The sequence below is a fragment of the Paraburkholderia bannensis NBRC 103871 genome (assembly GCF_000685015.1).
Lineage (GTDB): Bacteria > Pseudomonadota > Gammaproteobacteria > Burkholderiales > Burkholderiaceae > Paraburkholderia > Paraburkholderia bannensis.
Map to the genome: position 1 here is coordinate 299,360 of NZ_BAYA01000009.1, position 19,066 is coordinate 318,425.

General features: G+C 65.7%; 17 protein-coding genes. 11 read left to right on the plus strand and 6 right to left on the minus strand.

Features of this window, described 5'->3' with window-relative positions; all coding sequences use genetic code 11:
- Nucleotides 1-28: 28 nt before the first annotated feature.
- The 3 genes from BBA01S_RS16715 to BBA01S_RS16725 form a co-directional block, all read right to left on the minus strand.
- A complete protein-coding gene (locus BBA01S_RS16715; protein ID WP_027817459.1) occupies nt 29-886 on the minus strand; it encodes a carbohydrate ABC transporter permease in 858 nt (285 codons plus the stop codon).
- Complete coding sequence (locus BBA01S_RS16720; protein ID WP_027817460.1) at nt 876-1,820, minus strand: carbohydrate ABC transporter permease; 945 nt, start codon at nt 1,818-1,820, stop codon at nt 876-878. Before BBA01S_RS16720 ends, BBA01S_RS16715 begins: the two co-directional genes overlap by 11 nt.
- A 155-nt stretch (nt 1,821-1,975) precedes the next feature.
- Entirely contained in the window at nt 1,976-3,223 is a 1,248-nt protein-coding gene (locus BBA01S_RS16725; RefSeq protein ID WP_027817461.1) for an ABC transporter substrate-binding protein, read from the minus strand.
- Nucleotides 3,224-3,892: 669 nt separating this feature from the next.
- Between BBA01S_RS16725 and zwf the strand changes: the two genes are divergently transcribed.
- From zwf to BBA01S_RS16740, 3 genes are all read left to right on the plus strand, one after another.
- A complete protein-coding gene (gene zwf, locus BBA01S_RS16730; RefSeq protein WP_027817462.1) occupies nt 3,893-5,359 on the plus strand; it encodes a glucose-6-phosphate dehydrogenase in 1,467 nt (488 codons plus the stop codon).
- Nucleotides 5,360-5,502: 143 nt separating this feature from the next.
- On the plus strand, nt 5,503-6,204 hold the full coding sequence (pgl, locus tag BBA01S_RS16735; protein ID WP_027817463.1) for a 6-phosphogluconolactonase: 702 nt from the start codon (nt 5,503-5,505) through the stop codon (nt 6,202-6,204).
- Nucleotides 6,185-8,101 carry a bifunctional transcriptional regulator/glucokinase gene (locus BBA01S_RS16740; protein ID WP_027817464.1) on the plus strand — a complete coding sequence of 639 codons (1,917 nt, stop codon included), beginning with the start codon at nt 6,185-6,187 and terminating at the stop codon, nt 8,099-8,101. The genes pgl and BBA01S_RS16740 overlap by 20 nt, the downstream gene beginning before the upstream one ends.
- 75 nt (nt 8,102-8,176) lie before the next feature.
- Here BBA01S_RS16740 and BBA01S_RS16745 read toward each other — a convergent pair whose 3' ends face one another.
- Nucleotides 8,177-9,406: a Bcr/CflA family multidrug efflux MFS transporter gene (locus BBA01S_RS16745; protein ID WP_027817465.1), complete on the minus strand. Its 1,230-nt coding sequence runs from the start codon at nt 9,404-9,406 to the stop codon at nt 8,177-8,179.
- 228 nt (nt 9,407-9,634) lie between these two features.
- Here BBA01S_RS16745 and BBA01S_RS16750 point away from each other — a divergent pair, with 228 nt between their 5' ends.
- The 5 genes from BBA01S_RS16750 (at nt 9,635) to BBA01S_RS41525 (ending at nt 15,918) form a co-directional block, all read left to right on the plus strand.
- The gene (locus tag BBA01S_RS16750) at nt 9,635-10,249 is read left to right on the plus strand and encodes a hypothetical protein (RefSeq protein ID WP_027817466.1); all 615 of its coding nucleotides are present in this window, start codon (nt 9,635-9,637) and stop codon (nt 10,247-10,249) included.
- 194 nt (nt 10,250-10,443) lie between these two features.
- On the plus strand, nt 10,444-11,742 hold the full coding sequence (hemL, locus tag BBA01S_RS16755; protein WP_027817467.1) for a glutamate-1-semialdehyde 2,1-aminomutase: 1,299 nt from the start codon (nt 10,444-10,446) through the stop codon (nt 11,740-11,742).
- An 85-nt stretch (nt 11,743-11,827) separates the two neighbouring features.
- Nucleotides 11,828-12,988, plus strand: coding sequence for a bifunctional diaminohydroxyphosphoribosylaminopyrimidine deaminase/5-amino-6-(5-phosphoribosylamino)uracil reductase RibD (gene ribD, locus BBA01S_RS16760; protein ID WP_027817468.1), 1,161 nt, complete (start codon nt 11,828-11,830; stop codon nt 12,986-12,988).
- 41 nt (nt 12,989-13,029) lie between these two features.
- A complete protein-coding gene (locus tag BBA01S_RS16765) occupies nt 13,030-13,665 on the plus strand; it encodes a riboflavin synthase (RefSeq protein ID WP_027817469.1) in 636 nt (211 codons plus the stop codon).
- Between the two features lie 426 nt (nt 13,666-14,091).
- Complete coding sequence (locus tag BBA01S_RS41525) at nt 14,092-15,918, plus strand: ABC transporter ATP-binding protein (protein ID WP_042297418.1); 1,827 nt, start codon at nt 14,092-14,094, stop codon at nt 15,916-15,918.
- Nucleotides 15,919-15,960: 42 nt separating this feature from the next.
- Here BBA01S_RS41525 and BBA01S_RS16775 read toward each other — a convergent pair whose 3' ends face one another.
- Nucleotides 15,961-16,266, minus strand: a complete 306-nt coding sequence (locus BBA01S_RS16775) for a HigA family addiction module antitoxin (protein WP_027817470.1) — start codon at nt 16,264-16,266, stop codon at nt 15,961-15,963.
- Nucleotides 16,267-16,268: 2 nt separating this feature from the next.
- Nucleotides 16,269-16,559, minus strand: a complete 291-nt coding sequence (locus BBA01S_RS16780; protein WP_027817471.1) for a type II toxin-antitoxin system RelE/ParE family toxin — start codon at nt 16,557-16,559, stop codon at nt 16,269-16,271.
- Between the two features lie 245 nt (nt 16,560-16,804).
- Here BBA01S_RS16780 and ribBA point away from each other — a divergent pair, with 245 nt between their 5' ends.
- The 3 genes from ribBA (at nt 16,805) to nusB (ending at nt 18,998) form a co-directional block, all read left to right on the plus strand.
- Complete coding sequence (gene ribBA / locus BBA01S_RS16790; protein ID WP_027817472.1) at nt 16,805-17,965, plus strand: bifunctional 3,4-dihydroxy-2-butanone-4-phosphate synthase/GTP cyclohydrolase II; 1,161 nt, start codon at nt 16,805-16,807, stop codon at nt 17,963-17,965.
- 89 nt (nt 17,966-18,054) lie between these two features.
- Nucleotides 18,055-18,567: a 6,7-dimethyl-8-ribityllumazine synthase gene (ribH, locus tag BBA01S_RS16795; RefSeq protein WP_027817473.1), complete on the plus strand. Its 513-nt coding sequence runs from the start codon at nt 18,055-18,057 to the stop codon at nt 18,565-18,567.
- The gene (nusB, locus tag BBA01S_RS16800; protein WP_027817474.1) at nt 18,564-18,998 is read left to right on the plus strand and encodes a transcription antitermination factor NusB; all 435 of its coding nucleotides are present in this window, start codon (nt 18,564-18,566) and stop codon (nt 18,996-18,998) included. The genes ribH and nusB overlap by 4 nt, the downstream gene beginning before the upstream one ends.
- The last annotated feature ends 68 nt before the right edge of the window (nt 18,999-19,066 follow it).

The following is a 19,066-nucleotide window of genomic DNA, read 5'->3' on the forward strand; positions in this document are numbered from 1 at the left end:
TGAATCCTTTTAATCGATTGAGCTCGAATTAGCCCTTCACCGCGCCCGCCGTGAGACCGCGCACGAAGTAGCGGCCGGCGATGACGTAGACGAGCAGCGTGGGCAGCGCGGCGATGATCGCGCCGGCCATGTCGACGTTGTATTCCTTCACGCCCGTGGACGTGTTCACGAGATTGTTCAGCGCCACCGTAATCGGCATCGAATCGACGCCCGAGAACACGATACCGAACAGGAAGTCATTCCAGATCTGCGTGAATTGCCAGATCAGGCACACCATGAAAATGGGCAGCGAGATCGGCAGCATGATGCGCGTGAAGATCATGAAGAAGCCGGCGCCGTCGATGCGCGCAGCCTTTACGAGTTCAGCCGGCACGCTCACGTAGAAGTTGCGGAAGAACATCGTCGTGAACGCGATACCGTAGACCACGTGCACCAGCACGAGACCACCGATCGTGTTCGACAGGCCGAAGAAGCCTTCAAGACGCGCCATCGGCAGGAGAATCGCCTGGAACGGGATGAAGCAGCCCACCAGCAGCATCGTGAAGAGCGCGTCCGCGCCGCGGAAGCGCCAGTGCGTGAGCACGTAACCATTGAACGCGCCGATGATCGACGAGATCAGCACGGCCGGAATCACCATCTTCACCGAGTTCATGAAGAACGGCTGCATGCCGTCGCAACGCACGCCGGTGCAGGCCTCGCTCCACGCCTTCACCCACGGCGCGAAACTCGGGTGTGCGGGCAGCGTGAGCATGTTGCCCGTGTGCAGCTCGTCGAGCGTCTTGAACGACGTCGACAGCATCACGTAGAGCGGGAACAGGAAGTACAACGCGAACAGGATCAGCACCGCGTAGATGACAACGCGGCTCACCTTCATCTTAGGCTGCATTGCGCGTGCTCCTCGATTCCAGGTACATGAGCGGCACGAGCACGGCCACCACCGTCGCGAGCATCATCATCGACGAAGCTGCGCCGACGCCGAGTTGCCCGCGGTTGAACGAAAACGTGTACATGAAGATGGCCGGCAGCGACGACGACGTACCGGGGCCACCTGCCGTCAGTGCGACCACCAGGTCGAACGTCTTGATCGTGATGTGGCACAGGATCAGCAGCACGGAGAAAAACACCGGACGCATGCTCGGAATCACGATCTTGCGATAGATCGTCGGCAGCGTCGCGCCGTCCACCTGGGCGGCCTTGAAGATCTCGCTGTCGACGCCGCGCAGGCCGGCAAGGAACAGCGCCATGCAGAAGCCCGTCGACTGCCACGCCGCCGCGACGACGATACAGAAGATCGCCTTGTCCGGATCGTTAAGCCAGCCGAGCTGGAAGCTCGTCCAGCCCCAGTCGTGCAGCACCTGCTGAATGCCCAGGTCCGGATTGAAGATCCACTGCCAGGCGGTGCCCGTCACGATGTACGAGAGCGCCATCGGATAGAGGAACACGGCGCGCAGCGCGCCTTCCTGACGAATCTGCTGGTCGAGCAGGATCGCCAGAAACAGGCCCAGAAACACGCAGATGACGATAAACGGAATGCCGAACCAGCCGAGGTTCTGCGCCGACGTCCACCAGACGTCGTTCGAGAACAGCTCGCTGTAACGGTCGAAGCCTGCAAAATCGTAGCGCGGCATCAATCGCGACGTGGACAGCGATATATAGCCGGTAATGGCGATGAAGCCGTAGACGAACACAAGGCTGATCAGAATGCTGGGCGAAAGCACCAGCTTCGGAATCCAGCGGTCTGCAAGCGCCGCCATCGGCGACGCGCGGCGCGATTCAGCAGGCGAGGCCGCCTTGCCGTTGCCGCTAAGAGAAGCAGTCACTGCGCAACTCCTGTTACGGTGCGAAAAATCGAAGGCGAATCGAAAACGACTTTGCGCACGATGAAGGGGTTCGGGTTGAACCGTCTTGCCCGGGGTGCGCCGCACGCGGCACACCCCGTCTTGCTTCACAAACTCACTGCGCTACTGCTGCGCGCTTACTTCGTCTTCGCTGCCTTCGCGAGCGCTTCAACTGCGCTCTTCGAGTCTTGCGTCGAGTTCATGAACTTCGTGACGACGTCGGTGATCGCACCGGCCGTGGCGTCAGCCTGGGCCATGCCGTGAGCGAGCGACGGGACGTAGCCGCCAGCCTTGATGGCCGTCTGCTCGTCTGCGTACGACTGCTTGCCGCAATCGTCAAACTTGCTCATGTCGACGCCCAGACGCACCGGGATCGAACCCTTGTACAGGCTGAACTGCTCCTGGAAAGCCGGGCTCATGATCGTCTTGGCGAGCGCCAGCTGGCCCGGCGTTGCCGTCTTCTGGCCCTTCTGCTGGAAGAACACGAACGAGTCGACGTTGAAGGTGTAGCCCTTCGAGGTGCCCGGCACCGGTGCGCAGATGTAGTCCGCACCCGGCTTCTTGTTCGCGTTGGCGAACTCGCCCTTGGCCCAGTCGCCCATGAACTGCATGCCGGCCTTGCCGTTGATGACCATGGCCGTGGCCAGGTTCCAGTCGCGGCCCGTGCGGCCGTTATCCATGTACGACTCGATCTTGCGAACCGTGTCGAACACGCCGACCATCTGCGCCGACGTCAGCGTCTTCTGGTCGAGGTCGACGATGGCCTTCTTGTAGAAGTCCGCGCCCTGCGAGAGCACCACGTCTTCCCACAGCGTCAGGTCCTGCCACGGCTGGCCGCCTGCGGCGACCGGCTGGATGCCTGCGGCCTTGAGCTTGTCAGCCAGCGCGAAGAATTCCGGCCACGTGGTCGGGGCCTTTGCACCGACCTTGTCCAGCGCTGCCTTGTTGAGCCACAGCCAGTTCACGCGGTGCACCGAGAACGGCGCGCCGACGTAGTGACCGTCTGCGTGGATGATCTTGTCGATCTGCGGCGGCAGATTGGCCTTCCAGTCGCCGGCGACCGAGTCGATCGGCACCAGCACGCCCTGCTCCGCCCATTCCTGGATCAGCGGGCCCTTGATCTGGGCAGCGCTCGGCGCATTGCCCGAAATGACCTGGGTCTTGAGTGCCGTCATGGCTGCTGCGCCCGCGCCACCCGCAACGGCGAAGTCCTTCCAGGTGTAGCCCTGCTTCTGCATGTCGTCCTTGAGCACGCCGACGGCCTTCGATTCGCCGCCCGACGTCCACCAGTGCAGCACTTCGATCGACTCGGCAGCTTGCGCCGTGGCGACGCCGCCCATCAGACCTGCTGCGCACAGGGCGCCCATGATCGCTCGGAATTTCATTGCTTATCTCCTCCAGACACCTGAACAAAAAAGACGGTTGGCCCCTGATTGCGCCAGGGTGCGGTGTAGTTCAAACAGGCAAAACACTGGACGGACGGGCGCCGGAGTACCTCACGCGCGTGTGACCGGGATGCGCGCGGGCCGCGTGCCGGGTTCCGGCCGCTGGACGCTCAAGAGATGAGTGGTTCGGGATGCAACTGACTGTCTCCTCTTTTGATTTTGTCCGGTCGCGCGCGCCAGGCTTATTCGCTACCTGTAGATGCGCGGCCAGTCGAGGCGCCGCCTGCATCGTTCATGCGCATGCGGCCTAACGTTCGGCTAACTTCGCCCATGTTGCTTGCCCCGATCATGCGCCGGGCTCGCCGATGGACGGATTCATTGTCCTTTAACATGGGAGACGTTCCGTCCGACTCGCGAAATTCGCCTGAAGACCGCCGCAAACCCTCGCCGGGCCGCGCTTCCCCACGCTTTTTTCATCGAATCAACGTTACCTCTTGATTTGGATTGTAGTTAAACTACAATTCAGTGTCAAAAAAAATTTTATCGGACTACGGCCGCGCTGCAGACCCCTGCCAGCGCCTTGCCGGCACGGCCTGCGCGGCTTGCTTCCCGCCTGCGTTCAGCGTGCGGCTGGCCGGGTCCTGACCCATCTGGACTGTGACGGAGACTATGCAATTCCCTACCGATTCAGGATTCACGTTCGTGCTGTTCGGCGCCACCGGCGACCTGGCGATGCGCAAGATTCTTCCGGCACTGTTCGAAGCGCACCGCTCGGGCATGCTGGCCGAGTCCGGCAAGATCGTGGGCGTCGCGCGTCATGAGAACGACCGCGATCACTACCTCCAGTGGGTCGAGGAGCACGTCAAGCCGCACGTCTCGAAGAAAGGCCTGGACGAAGCCGCCTGGGCCAGCTTTCTCGAACGCATCGTCTATGTGAAGCTCGACCTGTCGCGCGCCGAGGACTTCGGCACGCTGCGCGACGGCATCGCCGGCCTGCCCGGCATCCGGGTGTTCTATCTGGCGACGGGGCCGTCCCTGTTCGTGCCGATCTGCCGCGCGCTTGCCGCGGTCGGCCTGAACGAGAATTCGCGCATCGTGCTGGAAAAGCCGCTGGGCTACGACCTGAAATCGTCGAATGCGATCAACGACGCAGTCGGCGAAATCTTTGCCGAAGAGCAGATCTACCGCATCGACCATTACCTCGGTAAGGAGCCGGTGCAGAACCTGCTGGCGCTGCGCTTCGGCAATGCCCTCTTCGAGCCGCTGTGGCGCCGCGAATGGGTCGAAAGCATCCAGATCACGATTGCCGAAGAACTGGGCGTCGAAGCGCGCGGCGACTTCTACGACAACACTGGCGCGCTGCGCGACATGGTGCAGAACCACTTGCTGCAGTTGCTCTCGATTGTCGCGATGGAGCCGCCGCACTCGATGGACTCGGATTCGGTGCGCGATGAAAAGCTGCGCGTGCTGCGCGCGCTCAAGCCCATCGATCCCAACGAAATCAGCAAGGTCGCCGTGCGCGGCCAGTATCACGCGGGCGTGATCCGCGGCACGCCGGTGCCCGCCTACGCCACCGAAAAAGGCGTGAAGCCGGACAGCCGCACGGACACCTTCGTCGCGCTGAAAGTCGAGATCGAGAACTGGCGCTGGGCCGGCGTGCCCTTTTTCCTGCGCACCGGCAAGCGTCTGGCCGATCGCGTCGCGGAAATCGTCGTCAATTTCCGGCCCGTGCCGCACTCGGCGCTCGGCCCCACGGCGCTGCGTCCGGGCTCCAACCGCCTCGTGATCCGCCTGCAGCCGAACGAAACGATTCGCCTGTATTGCCTCGCCAAGCAGCCCGGCGAAGGCATGAACCTCGCGAGCGTGCATCTGGATCTCGCGTTCGACCAGTTCTTCCGCGAAGGGCAGATGGAGGCGTACCAGCGCCTGCTGCTCGACGTCATCAACGGACGTCTTGCCCTTTTCGTGCGCCGCGACGAGCAGGAAGCCGCGTGGAAATGGGTCGAGCCGATCCTCAACGACTGGACTGTTTCCACACGCCCGCCCAAGCCGTACGCAGCGGGCACATGGGGCCCGGCGGCGGCGAGCGCGATGCTGGCGCAGCACGGCACCTGCTGGCTCGAAGAAGAGAATTGATGTAACGAGTGAATGTGCGCGCGCGGCAGGTTTTCGTAGGCGTTTGCCGGGCGCAGCAAAGCAACAGCGAAGGGCAGCATCACTCGTCGTAACGGACAGATGAACGACCCCGAAGACCTACAAAAAAGCAGCCTGGAGGAGAAGTGATCGAGCTTCACGTATTCGACGACCCGCGCGTCCAATCCGACGCGCTGGCGCGAGCGGTGGGCGACGCGCTACATGCGTCGCTCACCGCTCTTGCAGCCGCGCCCGGCACCGGTGCGCGCCGTGCGACGCTCGCCGTCTCCGGCGGCACGAGCCCGCGTCCCTTTCTCGGGAACCTGTCGACGCATCGCTTCGACTGGGCGCACACCGACATCACGCTGGTGGACGACCGCTGGGTGCCCGAAAGCGATGCGGCCAGCAACGCGCGCCTCGTGCGCGAGACGCTGCTCCAGCACGAAGCCGCCAACGCGCGCTTCCTGCCGCTCGTGGACGTGACGCAGGATCTCGACGCCCACGTCGCCGCGCTCAACGCCGATCCGCAGCGCTTCGTGCCGAACGTCGCCGTGCTGGGCATGGGCGAGGACGGCCACACGGCCTCGATCTTCGCCGATGCGCCCGAGTGGCACACCGCCATCACCACCGCGCGCCCGTTCGTCGCCGTGCATCCGCAGGCCGCGCCTCATGCGCGCGTGTCATGGTCGATGCAGGCGCTGCGCCAGGTCGACCGCCTGTTCCTGCTGATCGCGGGCCAGCGCAAGCTCGACGTGCTGCAACAGGCTGCCGCCACAGAACAAAACAACGCCATCTCGAAGCTGGCGAACGACAAGGGAGTGAGACTCGATGTCTACTGGTGCGCCTAACAAATCCGCCTCTGGCGCGGGCCAGCACGCCGACGGACCGAGGCTGCTCGCCGATATCGGCGGCACCAACGCGCGCTTCGCGCTGGAGACGTCGCCGGGCGACATCGGCCAGGTGCGCGTCTATCCGTGCGCGCAGTATCCGGGCGTCGCCGAAGTCATTCAGCAGTACCTGAAGGACACGAAGATCGGCCGCGTGAACCATGCGGCCATCGCCATCGCCAACCCGGTCGACGGCGACCAGGTGCGCATGACCAATCACGACTGGACGTTCTCGATCGAAGCCACGCGCCGCGCGCTCGGCTTCGACACGCTGCTGGTCGTGAACGACTTCACCGCGCTCGCCATGGCGCTGCCGGGCCTGACCGACGCACAGCGCGTCCAGGTGGGCGGCGGCCAGCGCCGCCAGAACAGCGTGATCGGCCTGCTTGGGCCGGGCACGGGCCTGGGCGTCTCGGGCCTGATCCCTGCCGACGACCGCTGGATCGCGCTCGGCAGCGAAGGCGGCCACGCGAGCTTTTCGCCCCAGGACGAACGCGAAGACATCGTGCTGCAGTACGCGCGCACGAAGTGGCCGCATGTGTCGTTCGAGCGCGTATGCGCGGGCCCTGGCATGGAGCTGATCTATCGCGCCCTCGCCGCCCGCGACAAGAAGAAAGTGGGCGACGACGTCAACCCGGCCGAAGTCGTGAAGCGCGCCCATGAAGGCGAGGCACTCGCGCTCGAAACGGTTGAATGCTTCTGCGGCATTCTCGGCAGCTTCGCGGGCAATATCGCCGTGACGCTTGGCGCGCTGGGCGGCATTTACATCGGCGGCGGCGTGGTGGGACGTCTGGGCGATCTGTTCATGCGCTCGTCGTTCCGCCAGCGCTTCGAGGCCAAGGGCCGCTTCGACGTCTATCTCTCCAACGTGCCGACCTACGTCATCACGGCGGAATACCCCGCGTTTCTGGGCGTTTCCGCGATCCTCGCGGAGCAACTGTCGAATCGCGCGGGCGGCGGATCGTCGGCGGTGTTCGAGCGCATCCGCCAGATGCGCGACGCCCTCACGCCCGCCGAGCGCCGCGTGGCCGATCTCGCGTTGAACCACCCGCGCTCGATCATCAACGACCCGATCGTCGATATCGCGCGCAAGGCCGACGTGAGCCAGCCCACGGTGATCCGCTTCTGCCGCTCGCTGGGCTGCCAGGGTTTGTCGGACTTCAAGCTCAAGCTCGCGACCGGCCTGACCGGCACGATCCCGGTCAGCCACAGCCAGGTGCATCTGGGCGACACGGCGACCGACTTCGGCGCGAAGGTGCTCGACAACACGGTCTCCGCGATCCTGCAGTTGCGCGAACACCTGAACTTCGATCAGGTCGAGCAGGCGATTTCGCTGCTCAACGGCGCACGCCGCATCGAGTTCTACGGCCTGGGCAATTCGCACATCGTCGCGCAGGACGCGCACTACAAGTTCTTCCGCTTCGGCATCCCGACCATCGCTTATGGCGACCTGTACATGCAGGCGGCGTCCGCCGCGCTGCTCGGCAAGGGCGACGTGATCGTGGCCGTGTCGAAGTCGGGCCGCGCGCCGGAACTGCTGCGTGTGCTCGACGTGGCGATGCAGGCGGGCGCGAAGGTGATCGCGATTACCTCCAGCAACACGCCGCTCGCCAAGCGAGCGACCGTGGCGCTGGAAACGGATCACATCGAAATGCGCGAGTCGCAGCTCTCGATGATCTCGCGCATCCTGCATCTGCTGATGATCGACATTCTGGCCGTGGGCGTCGCGATCCGTCGCGCCTCGCCCGATAACGACGTGGGCAATGCGGTCGCGCAGGCGCGCGAGCAGGCGGACGACGATGCGTCCGCCGTGCTCGACTGGCTGAGCCACGGGGCGTCGCCTTCGCCGCGCGAGTAAGCAGGCGCGGCGACATCGCAATGAAAAACGGGACGCCCAGGCGTCCCGTTTTTTTGTATGCGCGAACCGAGGCGCTCAGGCGTTCGACGCCGCCGCCCCCGGCGCGGGATGACCATGCCACTTCACGACGATGGCGCGGCCCAGCCACGTGAGCAAACCGCACGTGCCGATCGTGCAGCCCATGCCAAGCGGCGACACGCCCGGAAACCAGCCGACCACGGCGCTCGCGAACGCGCCCAGCCCGAGTTGCGCCGCGCCGAACACGGCCGCCGCCGCGCCCGCATTCTTCGGATAGCGATACATCAGGTCGGTCGCGCAGTTCGCGCCGAGCAGCCCCACCACGCTCACGACGAAGAACAGGCCAAACACGATCGACCACAGGCCGCCCCACCCCGTCACGCACATCAGCGCGACGAAGAACGACGCGACGATGCTGACCGTCGAGGCCATCGACACCATCTTCAGCGTGCCGAGCGTGCCGATGAAGCGCGTATTCAGGAAGTTGCCGAGCATGATGCCGAACACGTTCATGCCGAAGAACAGCCCGTAATGCTGCGGCGAGACGTGGAAGTACTCGATATAAACGAAGGGCGTGGCCGAGATATAGGTGAACATCGACGCGAACGCCATGCCGCCGCACAACATGTGGCCCCAGACCAGCGGGTCGCGCAGCAGCCGTCCGTAGGCCGCGAACGAGCGCAGCACCGCGGCGCTTTCGCGCTTTTCGGCGGGCCAGGTTTCGGGCACGCGCAGCCAGGCCGCCGCGCCGCACGCCAGACCGAACAGCGTGAGCGCGACGAACACGATGCGCCAGCCGCCCAGCAGCAGCAACTGCCCGCCGATCAGCGGCGCGAGCAGCGGCCCGATCGATGTGACGATGGCGACCATCGACAGCACCTTGGCGGCGTCGGACGGCTCGTGCGCGTCGCGCGCGATGGCCCGCGCGAGCACCGACGCCGCGCCTGCACCCAGCGCCTGGAGAAAGCGCACGAAGGTCAGTTCGCCGACCGAATACGAGAGCCAGCACGCGATGCTCGCGAGCGTGAACAGCGCGATGCCGCCGAGCAGCACGGGGCGGCGGCCATAGGCGTCCGAGACCGGGCCGTAGAGCAGCATGCCGATCGAGAAACCGGCCATGAAACTGGTGAGCGTCGATGCCGCCGCCGACGCCGTCACGCCAAACGACTGGGCGATGGCGGGCAGGCTCGGGAGGTACATGTCGGTGGCGAGCGGGCCGCAGGCAGCGAGCGCGCCGAGCAACAGGATCAGCCGGCCATCGGGCCGGCGTCGCGGGGAATGGGACATGGGTCGGCTGGGAGCAGACCGCACACTGGCGGAGCGGTCTCGATGTCATGGGCCGGATCGGCCTGCGCGGGCCGTCAACCCGGGCGCAGCGAGGCGGCAGCGTAGCCGCAGCATTGTACCCGAGGGCTTCGGAGGGCTTCAGTTGGCTTACGCGGGCCCGACCGCGCATCCACGCGATGCGCTAAGCTGCGCGCTTTGCCTTGCGGCAACTGTTTCGACCGACTGACCATGAGCGCCTATCTGCTGATCTGGAGCCCCAAGAAGTGGCCCTGGCCCGAACTGCCCGACTTCGCGCGCCGCGTGCAGGCGGGCGAAACCGTCACCGACACGTGGGGCTGCGGCTTCGCGCGCGGCATCCTGCCGGGCGACCGCGTGTTCGTGCATCGCGTCGCCGCCGAGCCGCGCGGGCTGTTCGGCTCGGGCTACGTCCTGCGCGGGCCTTACGAGGTGCCCGATACGGCGTATAAGCGCGGCTACCGGCTGTGTATCGACTTCGTCTATGACTGGCTCGTCGATGCGAATAGCGAGGTCGTGATCGGGCGCGACGCGCTGCGCGCGCATCCCTGGTCGGTGCAGACATGGGACGCGCAAAGCTCCGGCACGGTCATCAAGCCGATCGCGCTGGGCGCGCTGGAGAAGCGCTGGGCCGAGCTGACCGGCAAGCGGCCCATGCCCGCTCTGGCAGTCGCAGCGATGCACGCGGCGGAAAACGCGCGCATCGCGCAGGCGGAGCAGGCTGAACACGCGGAACACGCGGAACACGCGGAACAGGAAGCGCCGCGCAAGACCGCCGCCGCAAGCAGGCGCAAGGCCTCCCGCAGCACCGCCGGCGGCACCACCTGAGCGCCCAGCCCCGTCCAGTCTGGCCCCCGGCCCGTTCGGCGCGAGTCCGGTACAATTTCAGGCACTACGCCCCTCGCCCACGGCCCGCGCCAGCCCGCCTCCACGTTGTCAGGCTGGCCCGAGCGCAGCCGCCACGCGCCGGGCGCATCATGCAGCACCCGCCATCCGACATCACTCTCGCAGGTCCAGCACTCATGTCTTCCACTTCCAGCACCCAGACCACGAACCAGGCCCTCTTCGATCGCGCGCAGCAGACCATTCCGGGCGGCGTCAACTCGCCCGTGCGCGCGTTCCGCTCGGTGGGCGGCACGCCGCGCTTCATCGAGCGCGCGCAGGGCCCGTACATGTGGGACGCGGAAGGCAAGCGCTACATCGACTACATCGGCTCGTGGGGCCCGATGATCGTCGGCCATGTGCATCCGGAAGTGCTCGCCGCCGTGCAGAACGTGCTGGCCAACGGCTTCTCGTTCGGTGCGCCGACCGAAGCCGAAATCGAGATCGCCGAGGAAATCTGCAAGATCGTCCCGTCGATGGAACAGGTGCGCATGGTGTCGAGCGGCACCGAGGCAACCATGAGCGCGCTGCGCCTTGCGCGCGGCTACACGAAGCGCGACCGCATCGTGAAGTTCGAAGGCTGTTACCACGGCCACGCCGACAGCCTGCTCGTGAAGGCCGGTTCGGGCCTGCTGACGTTCGGCAACCCGACCTCGGCGGGCGTGCCCGTCGATACGGCCAAGCACACCACGGTGCTGGAGTACAACAACGTCGCGGCGCTCGAAGAAGCGTTCAAGGCGTTCGGCGACGAGATCGCCGCCGTCATCATCGAGCCGGTCGCTGGCAACATGAACCTCGTGAAGGCCACGCCCGAGTTCATCCACACGCTGCGCGCACTGACCGCGAAGCACGGCAGCGTGCTGATTTTCGACGAAGTGATGTGCGGCTTCCGCGTGGGCCTGCGCGGCGCTCAGGCGCTCTATAACGTCGAAGCCGACCTCGTCTGTCTGGGCAAGGTGATCGGCGGCGGCATGCCGGCGGCAGCGTTCGGCGGCCGACGCGAAATCATGGATCACCTCGCGCCCAACGGCACGGTCTACCAGGCGGGCACGCTCTCGGGCAACCCGATCGCCGTCGCGGCGGGCCTGAAGACGCTGCAACTGATCCAGGCGCCTGGCTTCTACGAAGACCTGAGCGCGAAGACCGCGCGTCTCGCGCAAGGTCTGTCGCAGGCCGCGCGCGAAGCGGGCGTGCCGTTCGTCGCCGATTCGGTGGGCGCGATGTTCGGCCTCTACTTCGCCGAAAAGGTGCCGGGCAGCTTCGCCGAAGTCACGAAGAGCGACGTCGCGCGCTTTAACCGCTTCTTCCACCAGATGCTGGACGCGGGCGTGTACTTTGCGCCGTCGGCGTACGAAGCGGGCTTCGTGTCGAGCACGCACGACGACGCGATCCTCGACGAGACGATCGCCGCTGCTCGCCGCGCGTTCGCCGAAAAGTAAGCCGAAAGCGCCGTAAAAAACCAGCCGAAGGCGAGGCGCAGGCCTCGCCGGTTCCACCGACCGCCGCTGCGGAGAAAGCTCGACGATGTTCTCGCAATCCGATTTCGTCCACATGGAGCGCGCGCTCGCCCTCGCGGTGCGCGGCCTTTACACGACCGATCCCAACCCGCGCGTCGGCTGCGTGCTGGTGAAGGACGGCGTGGTGATCGGCGAAGGTTTCACCCAGCCCGCCGGTTCCGATCACGCCGAAATCCAGGCGATGAAAGACGCCCGCGCGCGCGGCCACGATCTGCGCGGCGCGACCGCCTACGTGACGCTGGAGCCGTGCAGCCACTTCGGCCGCACGCCGCCGTGTGCGAACGCGCTGATCGAAGCCAAAGTCGCGCGCGTGATCGCCGCGATGGAAGATCCGAACCCGCTCGTTTCTGGACGCGGCCTGTCGATCCTGCGCGATGCGGGCATCGACGTGCGCTGCGGCCTGCTCGCCAACGAGGCGCGCGAGCTGAACATCGGCTTCGTGTCGCGCATGACGCGCAAGCGTCCGTGGGTGCGCATGAAGATGGCCGCGACGCTCGACGGCCGCACCGGCCTGCCCAACGGCGAAAGCCAGTGGATCACCGGCGAAGCCGCACGCGCCGACGGCCACGCCTGGCGCGCGCGCGCCTCGGCGATCCTCACGGGCATCGGCACGGTGAAGGAAGACGATCCGCGCATGACCGTGCGCGCGATCGACACGCCGCGCCAGCCCAGACGCGTGCTGATCGACAGCCGACTCGACGCGTCGCCGCTCGCGCAGATTTTCGTGGGCGCGCCGACGCTCGTGTTCTGCTCCGCGCTTGATTCAAGCAACGAGGAACGCGCCGATGCGCTGCGCGCGCGCGGCGCGGAAATCGTCGCGCTCGGCAACGAGCACGGCAAGGTCGACCTCCCCGCGATGCTCACCGAACTCGCCGCGCGCGGCGTGAACGAACTGCATGTGGAAGCGGGCTACAAGCTCAACGGGTCTTTGCTGCGCGAAGGCTGCGTGGACGAGCTGCTGGTGTATCTCGCGCCTTCGCTGCTCGGCACGCAGTCGCTCGGCATGGCCGACCTGGCCGCGCCCGCCACGCTCGACGGACGCACGCGCCTTGCCTTCCATACGGTCGATCGCGTCGGCGACGACCTGCGCATTCTCGCGCGCCTCGTGCCGAACGCCGCTGCCGAAGATGTCGATGGCGCGGCGGGCACGCTGGAGGACGCACAATGAATCTCACGAACGTACTGAACGACACCCAAAAGGACAGCCAGATGTTTACTGGAATCGTCGCGGCCGTGGGCCGCATCGCCTCGATCAAGCCCCTCGGCGCGGACGCCGACGCAGGCGTGCGCCTGACCGTCGATGCGGGCGGCCTCGACCTCGAAGATGTGCAACTGGGTGACAGCATCGCCATCCAGGGCGCGTGCATGACCGCAATCGCCAAGACTGCGACGACCTTCGACGTCGACGTCTCGCGCGAAAGCCTGAACCGCACCGTGGGTCTCGCGGATACCGGCGAAGTGAACCTCGAAAAGGCGCTGCGCTCGCACGACCGTCTGGGCGGCCATATCGTTTCCGGTCACGTCGATGGTCTCGGCACGGTCACGCGTTTCGCGCCGGTCGGCGAATCGCACGAGCTGCGCATTCTCGCGCCCGTCGAAATCGGCCGCTATCTGGCTTACAAGGGCTCGGTCACGGTCAACGGCGTGAGCCTGACGGTGAACTCGGTCGACGATCGCGCCGACAGCTGCGAGTTCTCGATCAACCTGATCCCCCATACCGTCGAAGTGACGACGCTCAGGCATCTCGCGGCAGGCGCCAAGGTCAACCTGGAAATCGACCTGATCGCGCGTTATGTGGAACGGATGCTGTCGGCCGGCGTGAAGGCTGGCGTGGCGCAGGATTGATCGACGCATGATTGCGGCATGAACGCAGCGCGCCGTGCCTCGTGCGGCGCGCAACAAGCAAGCGCAAGATTCATAGCGCTGCTAATATTCGGACTATTCCTCTCGCGGTATGCGCCAGCATGCCGCACCCTCAATCACCCGAACGTCGCAAGGAGGCACAGATGGCAACGATCGAAATGGCTGCTGTCATGTCGCCGGTTTGGGTGATGTCTCGTGGCGCTGTCGGCGCCGGCATCCTCCGTCGAGCGGGTCGACCGCAGCCGTAGGTTGTCGCGGCGCAGCGAGCTTCTTCCCGCTGCGTCACTTTCCAGCGATTTATCAGGGTTTAGCGTCCGGTTCTTCGAGCCGGGATGCGCCGCCATCGCTATCCGTTTTTTCCTCTCCTTCAGGGAAGTCTCCGGGTCTCGCGACCGGAGCATGCTGTCCATGACAGACCAAGACAAACAATCCGTTTCCGGCGGCCACACCTTCCGCAAGGTGCTCGGCTTCACGTTCCGGCATTGGTCGCGCCAGCCCGTGCGCGTGAGTGCGGTCGCGCTCACCGCCCTGCTCGGCGCGCTCGCCGATGTCTTTACGCCGCACTACGCTGGCCAGCTCGTCGATGCGCTCGCGCACGACGTCAGCGGCAACGCCGCCGCGTGGCATGCGGCCGTGGTCGCGTTCGTGGCGCTCACCGCGCTCGGCCTCGCGGGCACGCTGATGCGCCAGGCCGCGTTCCAGAACATCATCATGCTCACGCTGCGCATGATGGGCGAAGTCGCGACGCACGCGTTCCATCGCGTGCAGCGCTTTTCGACCGACTGGCACGCCAACAGCTTTGCAGGCTCCACGGTGCGCAAGATCACGCGCGGCATGTGGGCGCTCGACCTGCTCAACGACACGTTGCTCGTCGCGCTGTTTCCTTCGCTCGTCATGCTGGTGGGGTCGACCGCGCTGCTCGCGGTGCAGTGGCACGTGATGGGGCTGGTGGTAGGCGTGGGCTCGGCGATCTATCTGGCCATCACCGTGTCGCTCTCGCTGTTCTATGTCGCGCCGTCCGCGCGTCTGGCGAACCAGTGGGACACGAAGATGGGCGGCGCGCTTGCCGATGCCGTGTCATGCAACCCCGTCGTGAAGGCCTTCGGCGCCGAAGCACGGGAAGAAGCGCGGCTTGCGCGCGTGATCGACAAATGGGACAGCCGCACGCGGCGCACGTGGCGGCGCGGCACCTTCAACGGCGGCGTGCAGGGCGCGTTGCTGGTGGCGATGCAGGCGGCGATTCTCGGCGCGGCGCTGCTATTGTGGGCGCGCGGGCTTGCGAGCGTGGGCGACATCACCTTCGCGCTCACGCTGTTCTTCCTGCTCAAGGGCTACCTGCGCGACGTGGGCATGCATGTGCGCAATCTGCAGCGCTCGGTCAACGACATGGAAGAGCTGGTGATGCTCGACGCCCAGCCGCTCGGCATCGAGGATATGCCGGGCGCGCCGCCCATCGTGATCGATCGCGGCGATATCCGCTTCGAGAACATGACGTTCCGCTATGGCGCGCTGGAACGGCCGCTTTACGCGAACCTGAATCTGCGCATCGCGCCGGGCGAGCGCGTGGGGCTGGTCGGCCATTCGGGCTCGGGCAAGACGACGCTCATCAAGCTGATCCAGCGTCTGTACGACGCCACGGACGGACGCATCACGATCGACGACCAGGATATCGCGCGTGTGCAGCAGGCTTCGCTGCGCTCGCAAATCGCCATCGTCCAGCAGGAGCCGGTGCTGTTCCACCGCTCGCTCGCGGAAAACATCGCCTATGCGCGTCCGGGCGCAACGCATGCCGAAATCGTGCACGCCGCGAAACTGGCGAGCGCGCACGACTTCATCATGGCGCTGCCGCGCGGCTACGACACGCTGGTGGGCGAGCGCGGCGTGAAGCTTTCGGGCGGCGAGCGTCAGCGCGTGGCGATTGCGCGTGCGTTCCTTGCGAATGCGCCGATCCTGATTTTCGACGAAGCAACGTCGAGCCTCGACAGCGAAAGCGAAGTGCTGATCCAGCAGGCGATGGAGCGCTTGATGGAAGGCCGCACGACCGTCGTGGTGGCGCACCGGCTGTCGACGGTGCGCGCGCTCGACCGGCTGCTGGTGCTGGAGCGCGGACGCGTAGCCGAAGAAGGCACGCACGATGAACTCGTACGCCGCCAGAACGGGCTGTACCGGCGGTTGTTCGAGCGTCAGGCGCTGGAGCTGACCAAGGGTCTCGCCGACGATGTGGTGCTGCGCTGAGCACCCGCCCTGCAGCGTCCCAAGCGCGCACCGTGACCAGTATCAGACGGTTTCGGCGCGCGCGTGGGGCTGGATGGCGGCCAGCACATCGGCGAGCGCTTCACGGGCAAGTTCCGTGTCGTAGTGCGCCTGCAGCTCCATCCAGCTGCGCGCGTCCGTGCCGAAGTAGACGGCCAGGCGCACCGCCGTATCGGCCGTGATCGCGCGCTTGCCGAGCACGATCTCGTTGATGCGGCGCGGCGGCACGCCAATCGCCTTGGCGAGCGCGTACTGGCTGATGCCCATGGGCTTGAGCCAGTCTTCGTTCAAGATCTCTCCCGGGGTGGCGAGCGGTACTTCCCGTGCCATGGTCACACTCCTGAGTGGTAGTCCACGATGCGCACCTGCGAAGCCTCGCCGTTCGCGAAGCGGAAGCAGACGCGCCATTGCGCATTGATACGGATGCTGTAGTCGCCTTCCAGATCGCCGCCCAGCGGCTCCAGCCGGTTGCCCGGCGGTGCGCGCAAAAACGACAGCGTGCACGCAGCGTGAATCTGCTGAAGCTTGCGGATCGCCACCGACTGGATGGCAACGAAGCGGGTGACGCGGCGCCCCATGAAGAGCGCGGCGGTGTCCCGGCAGGCAAATGATGTAATCGCCATGGATAGTAACGCCTCACGTTAATAACGTCAAACGTTACTATTGTCGCGGCGACGCCACGCATCGCCCAGTCAGCCGTTCGGCCAATGCGCGCGCGGGCCGCGCCCCGTGGAGCCGTGCGGCTGGCGCGCGAGCGCAGGCCGGCGAACGCACGCGCGGCGCTCAAAACCCGTCGCATTGCCCCCGTTCTGGGCGACGCGCCCGCCCGCGTGGCGTAAAATGTGCGCTTTCCAGCCAGAATCCCATCATGACGATCGCCTCCACTCTTGAGATCATCGCCGAACTGAAAGCCGGCAAAATGGTGATCCTTGTCGACGAAGAAGACCGGGAAAACGAGGGCGACCTCGTCATCGCGGCCGAATTCGTCACGCCCGAAGCCATCAACTTCATGGCGAAGTACGGGCGCGGGCTGATCTGCCTCACGCTCACCCAGGAGCGCTGCAAGCTGCTCAACCTGCCGCTGATGACCTCGCGCAACGGCACGCAGTACGGCACCGCGTTCACGGTGAGCATCGAGGCAGCCGAAGGCGTCACGACGGGCATTTCTGCCGCCGACCGCGCGCGCACGATCCAGACGGCGGTGGCGCACGACGCCCGCGCCGAGCACATCGTGCAGCCGGGCCACGTGTTCCCGATCATGGCGCAGCCGGGCGGCGTGCTCGTACGCGCGGGCCACACGGAAGCAGGCTGCGATTTCACGGCGCTTGCGGGCCTCACGCCGGCGTCGGTGATCTGCGAGATCATCAAGGACGACGGCACGATGGCGCGCCTGCCCGACCTGCTGGAGTTCGCGAAGGAACACGACATCAAGATCGGCACTATCGCCGACCTGATTCACTATCGCAGCCGCACCGAGTCGATCGTGGAACGCGTGGGCGAACGCACCATGCAGACGGCTCACGGCGCGTTCCGCGCGATCATGTATGTCGATCGCCCGACGGGCACGCCGCACATCGCGCTGGTGCGCGGCACGCCCACGCCGGAGACGGAAACGCCCGTGCGTGTGCACGAGCCGATCTCGCTGCTGGATCTGCTGGAAACGGGCTCGTCCACCCACTCGTGGACGCTCGACGCCGCCATGCGCGAGATCGCCGCACGCGATCTCGGCGTGATCGTCATGCTCAACTGCGGCGAGAGCAAAGAACATCTGGTCGACGTCTTCAAGGCGTTCGACCAGAAAGAGCGCGCGGAGGCGCTCGCACGCCGTCCCGTGGATTTCAAGACCTACGGTGTCGGCGCGCAGATCCTGCGCGAACTCGGCGTGGGCCGCATGCAGGTGCTCTCGAAGCCGCGCCGGCTCGGCAGCATGTCGGGTTACGGTCTCGAAGTCACCGGCTTCATTCCGATGCCGGGCAGCGAAACCGAAGCCCCCTGCCCGCCTGAAACGGCCGAGCGCGCGGCGCAGTAACGCTGGCACAGTCAAGCTGACATACACTACGCCGCACCGCACGCCCATTTTCACGCGTCACCACGCTCAACCGAACTTACGGATACCACATGGAAATCGGACAATACCAACCGAACCTCGACGGCGACGGACTGCGCATCGGCATCGTCCAGTCGCGCTTTAACGAACCCGTCTGCAACGGCCTCGCCGACGCCTGCATCGAAGAACTCGAACGCCTCGGCGTGACGGGCGAAGACGTGCTGCTCGTCACGGTGCCGGGCGCACTCGAAATCCCGCTGGCGCTGCAAAAGCTCGCCGAAAGCGGTCAGTTCGACGCCCTGATCGCGCTCGGCGCGGTCGTGCGCGGCGAAACCTACCACTTCGAACTGGTCTCGAATGAAAGCGGCGCAGGCATCACGCGCATCGCGCTCGACTTCGGCGTGCCGGTTGCGAACGCGGTTCTGACAACCGAAAACGACGAGCAGGCCGTCGCGCGCATGACCGAAAAGGGTCGTGACGCCGCACGTGTCGCAGTCGAAATGGCGAACCTGACGGTTGCGCTGGAACAACTCGACGGCGGCGACGACGACGAGGACGAGGAAGACGAAGAGGAACAACAATGAAGAGCGCGCGCCGCCGCTCCCGCGAACTGGCCACGCAGGGTCTGTATCAGTGGCTGCTGTCGGGTGTGCCCGCCGGCGAGATTGATGCGCAACTGCGCGGTTCGCAGGGCTACGACAAAGCCGACCACGAGCACCTGGACACGCTGCTGCACGGCGTGATCCGCGAAGCGGACGAACTGTCCGGCGCGATTGCGCCGTGCCTGGATCGTCCGATCGAGCAGCTTTCGCCCGTCGAACGCGCGGTGCTGCTCGTGGCGACCTACGAGTTCAAGCACCACGTCGACATTCCGTATCGCGTCGTCATCAACGAAGCCGTCGAGCTCACGAAGACCTTCGGCGGCTCGGATGGCTACAAGTACGTGAATGGCGTGCTCGACAAGCTCGCGGCGCAACTGCGCGCCACCGAAGCCCAGAACGCCCGCAAGTCGTAAATCGCTGCACATAGCCGTAAATAGTCGTAAATAGCCGCAATCGCGCGTCTCGACGCAGATGGTGCGGA

Bases quoted from the DNA above. Each gene is read 5' to 3' on its own strand.
- BBA01S_RS16715 (WP_027817459.1), bottom strand. From the start codon at position 886: ATGCAGCCTAAGATGAAGGTGAGCCGCGTTGTCATCTACGCGGTGCTG.
- BBA01S_RS16725 (WP_027817461.1), bottom strand. From the start codon at position 3,223: ATGAAATTCCGAGCGATCATGGGCGCCCTGTGCGCAGCAGGTCTGATG.
- zwf (WP_027817462.1), top strand. From the start codon at position 3,893: ATGCAATTCCCTACCGATTCAGGATTCACGTTCGTGCTGTTCGGCGCC.
- BBA01S_RS16740 (WP_027817464.1), top strand. From the start codon at position 6,185: ATGTCTACTGGTGCGCCTAACAAATCCGCCTCTGGCGCGGGCCAGCAC.
- BBA01S_RS16745 (WP_027817465.1), bottom strand. From the start codon at position 9,406: ATGTCCCATTCCCCGCGACGCCGGCCCGATGGCCGGCTGATCCTGTTG.
- BBA01S_RS16750 (WP_027817466.1), top strand. From the start codon at position 9,635: ATGAGCGCCTATCTGCTGATCTGGAGCCCCAAGAAGTGGCCCTGGCCC.
- hemL (WP_027817467.1), top strand. From the start codon at position 10,444: ATGTCTTCCACTTCCAGCACCCAGACCACGAACCAGGCCCTCTTCGAT.
- ribD (WP_027817468.1), top strand. From the start codon at position 11,828: ATGTTCTCGCAATCCGATTTCGTCCACATGGAGCGCGCGCTCGCCCTC.
- BBA01S_RS16765 (WP_027817469.1), top strand. From the start codon at position 13,030: ATGTTTACTGGAATCGTCGCGGCCGTGGGCCGCATCGCCTCGATCAAG.
- BBA01S_RS41525 (WP_042297418.1), top strand. From the start codon at position 14,092: ATGACAGACCAAGACAAACAATCCGTTTCCGGCGGCCACACCTTCCGC.
- BBA01S_RS16775 (WP_027817470.1), bottom strand. From the start codon at position 16,266: ATGGCACGGGAAGTACCGCTCGCCACCCCGGGAGAGATCTTGAACGAA.
- BBA01S_RS16780 (WP_027817471.1), bottom strand. From the start codon at position 16,559: ATGGCGATTACATCATTTGCCTGCCGGGACACCGCCGCGCTCTTCATG.
- ribBA (WP_027817472.1), top strand. From the start codon at position 16,805: ATGACGATCGCCTCCACTCTTGAGATCATCGCCGAACTGAAAGCCGGC.
- ribH (WP_027817473.1), top strand. From the start codon at position 18,055: ATGGAAATCGGACAATACCAACCGAACCTCGACGGCGACGGACTGCGC.
- nusB (WP_027817474.1), top strand. From the start codon at position 18,564: ATGAAGAGCGCGCGCCGCCGCTCCCGCGAACTGGCCACGCAGGGTCTG.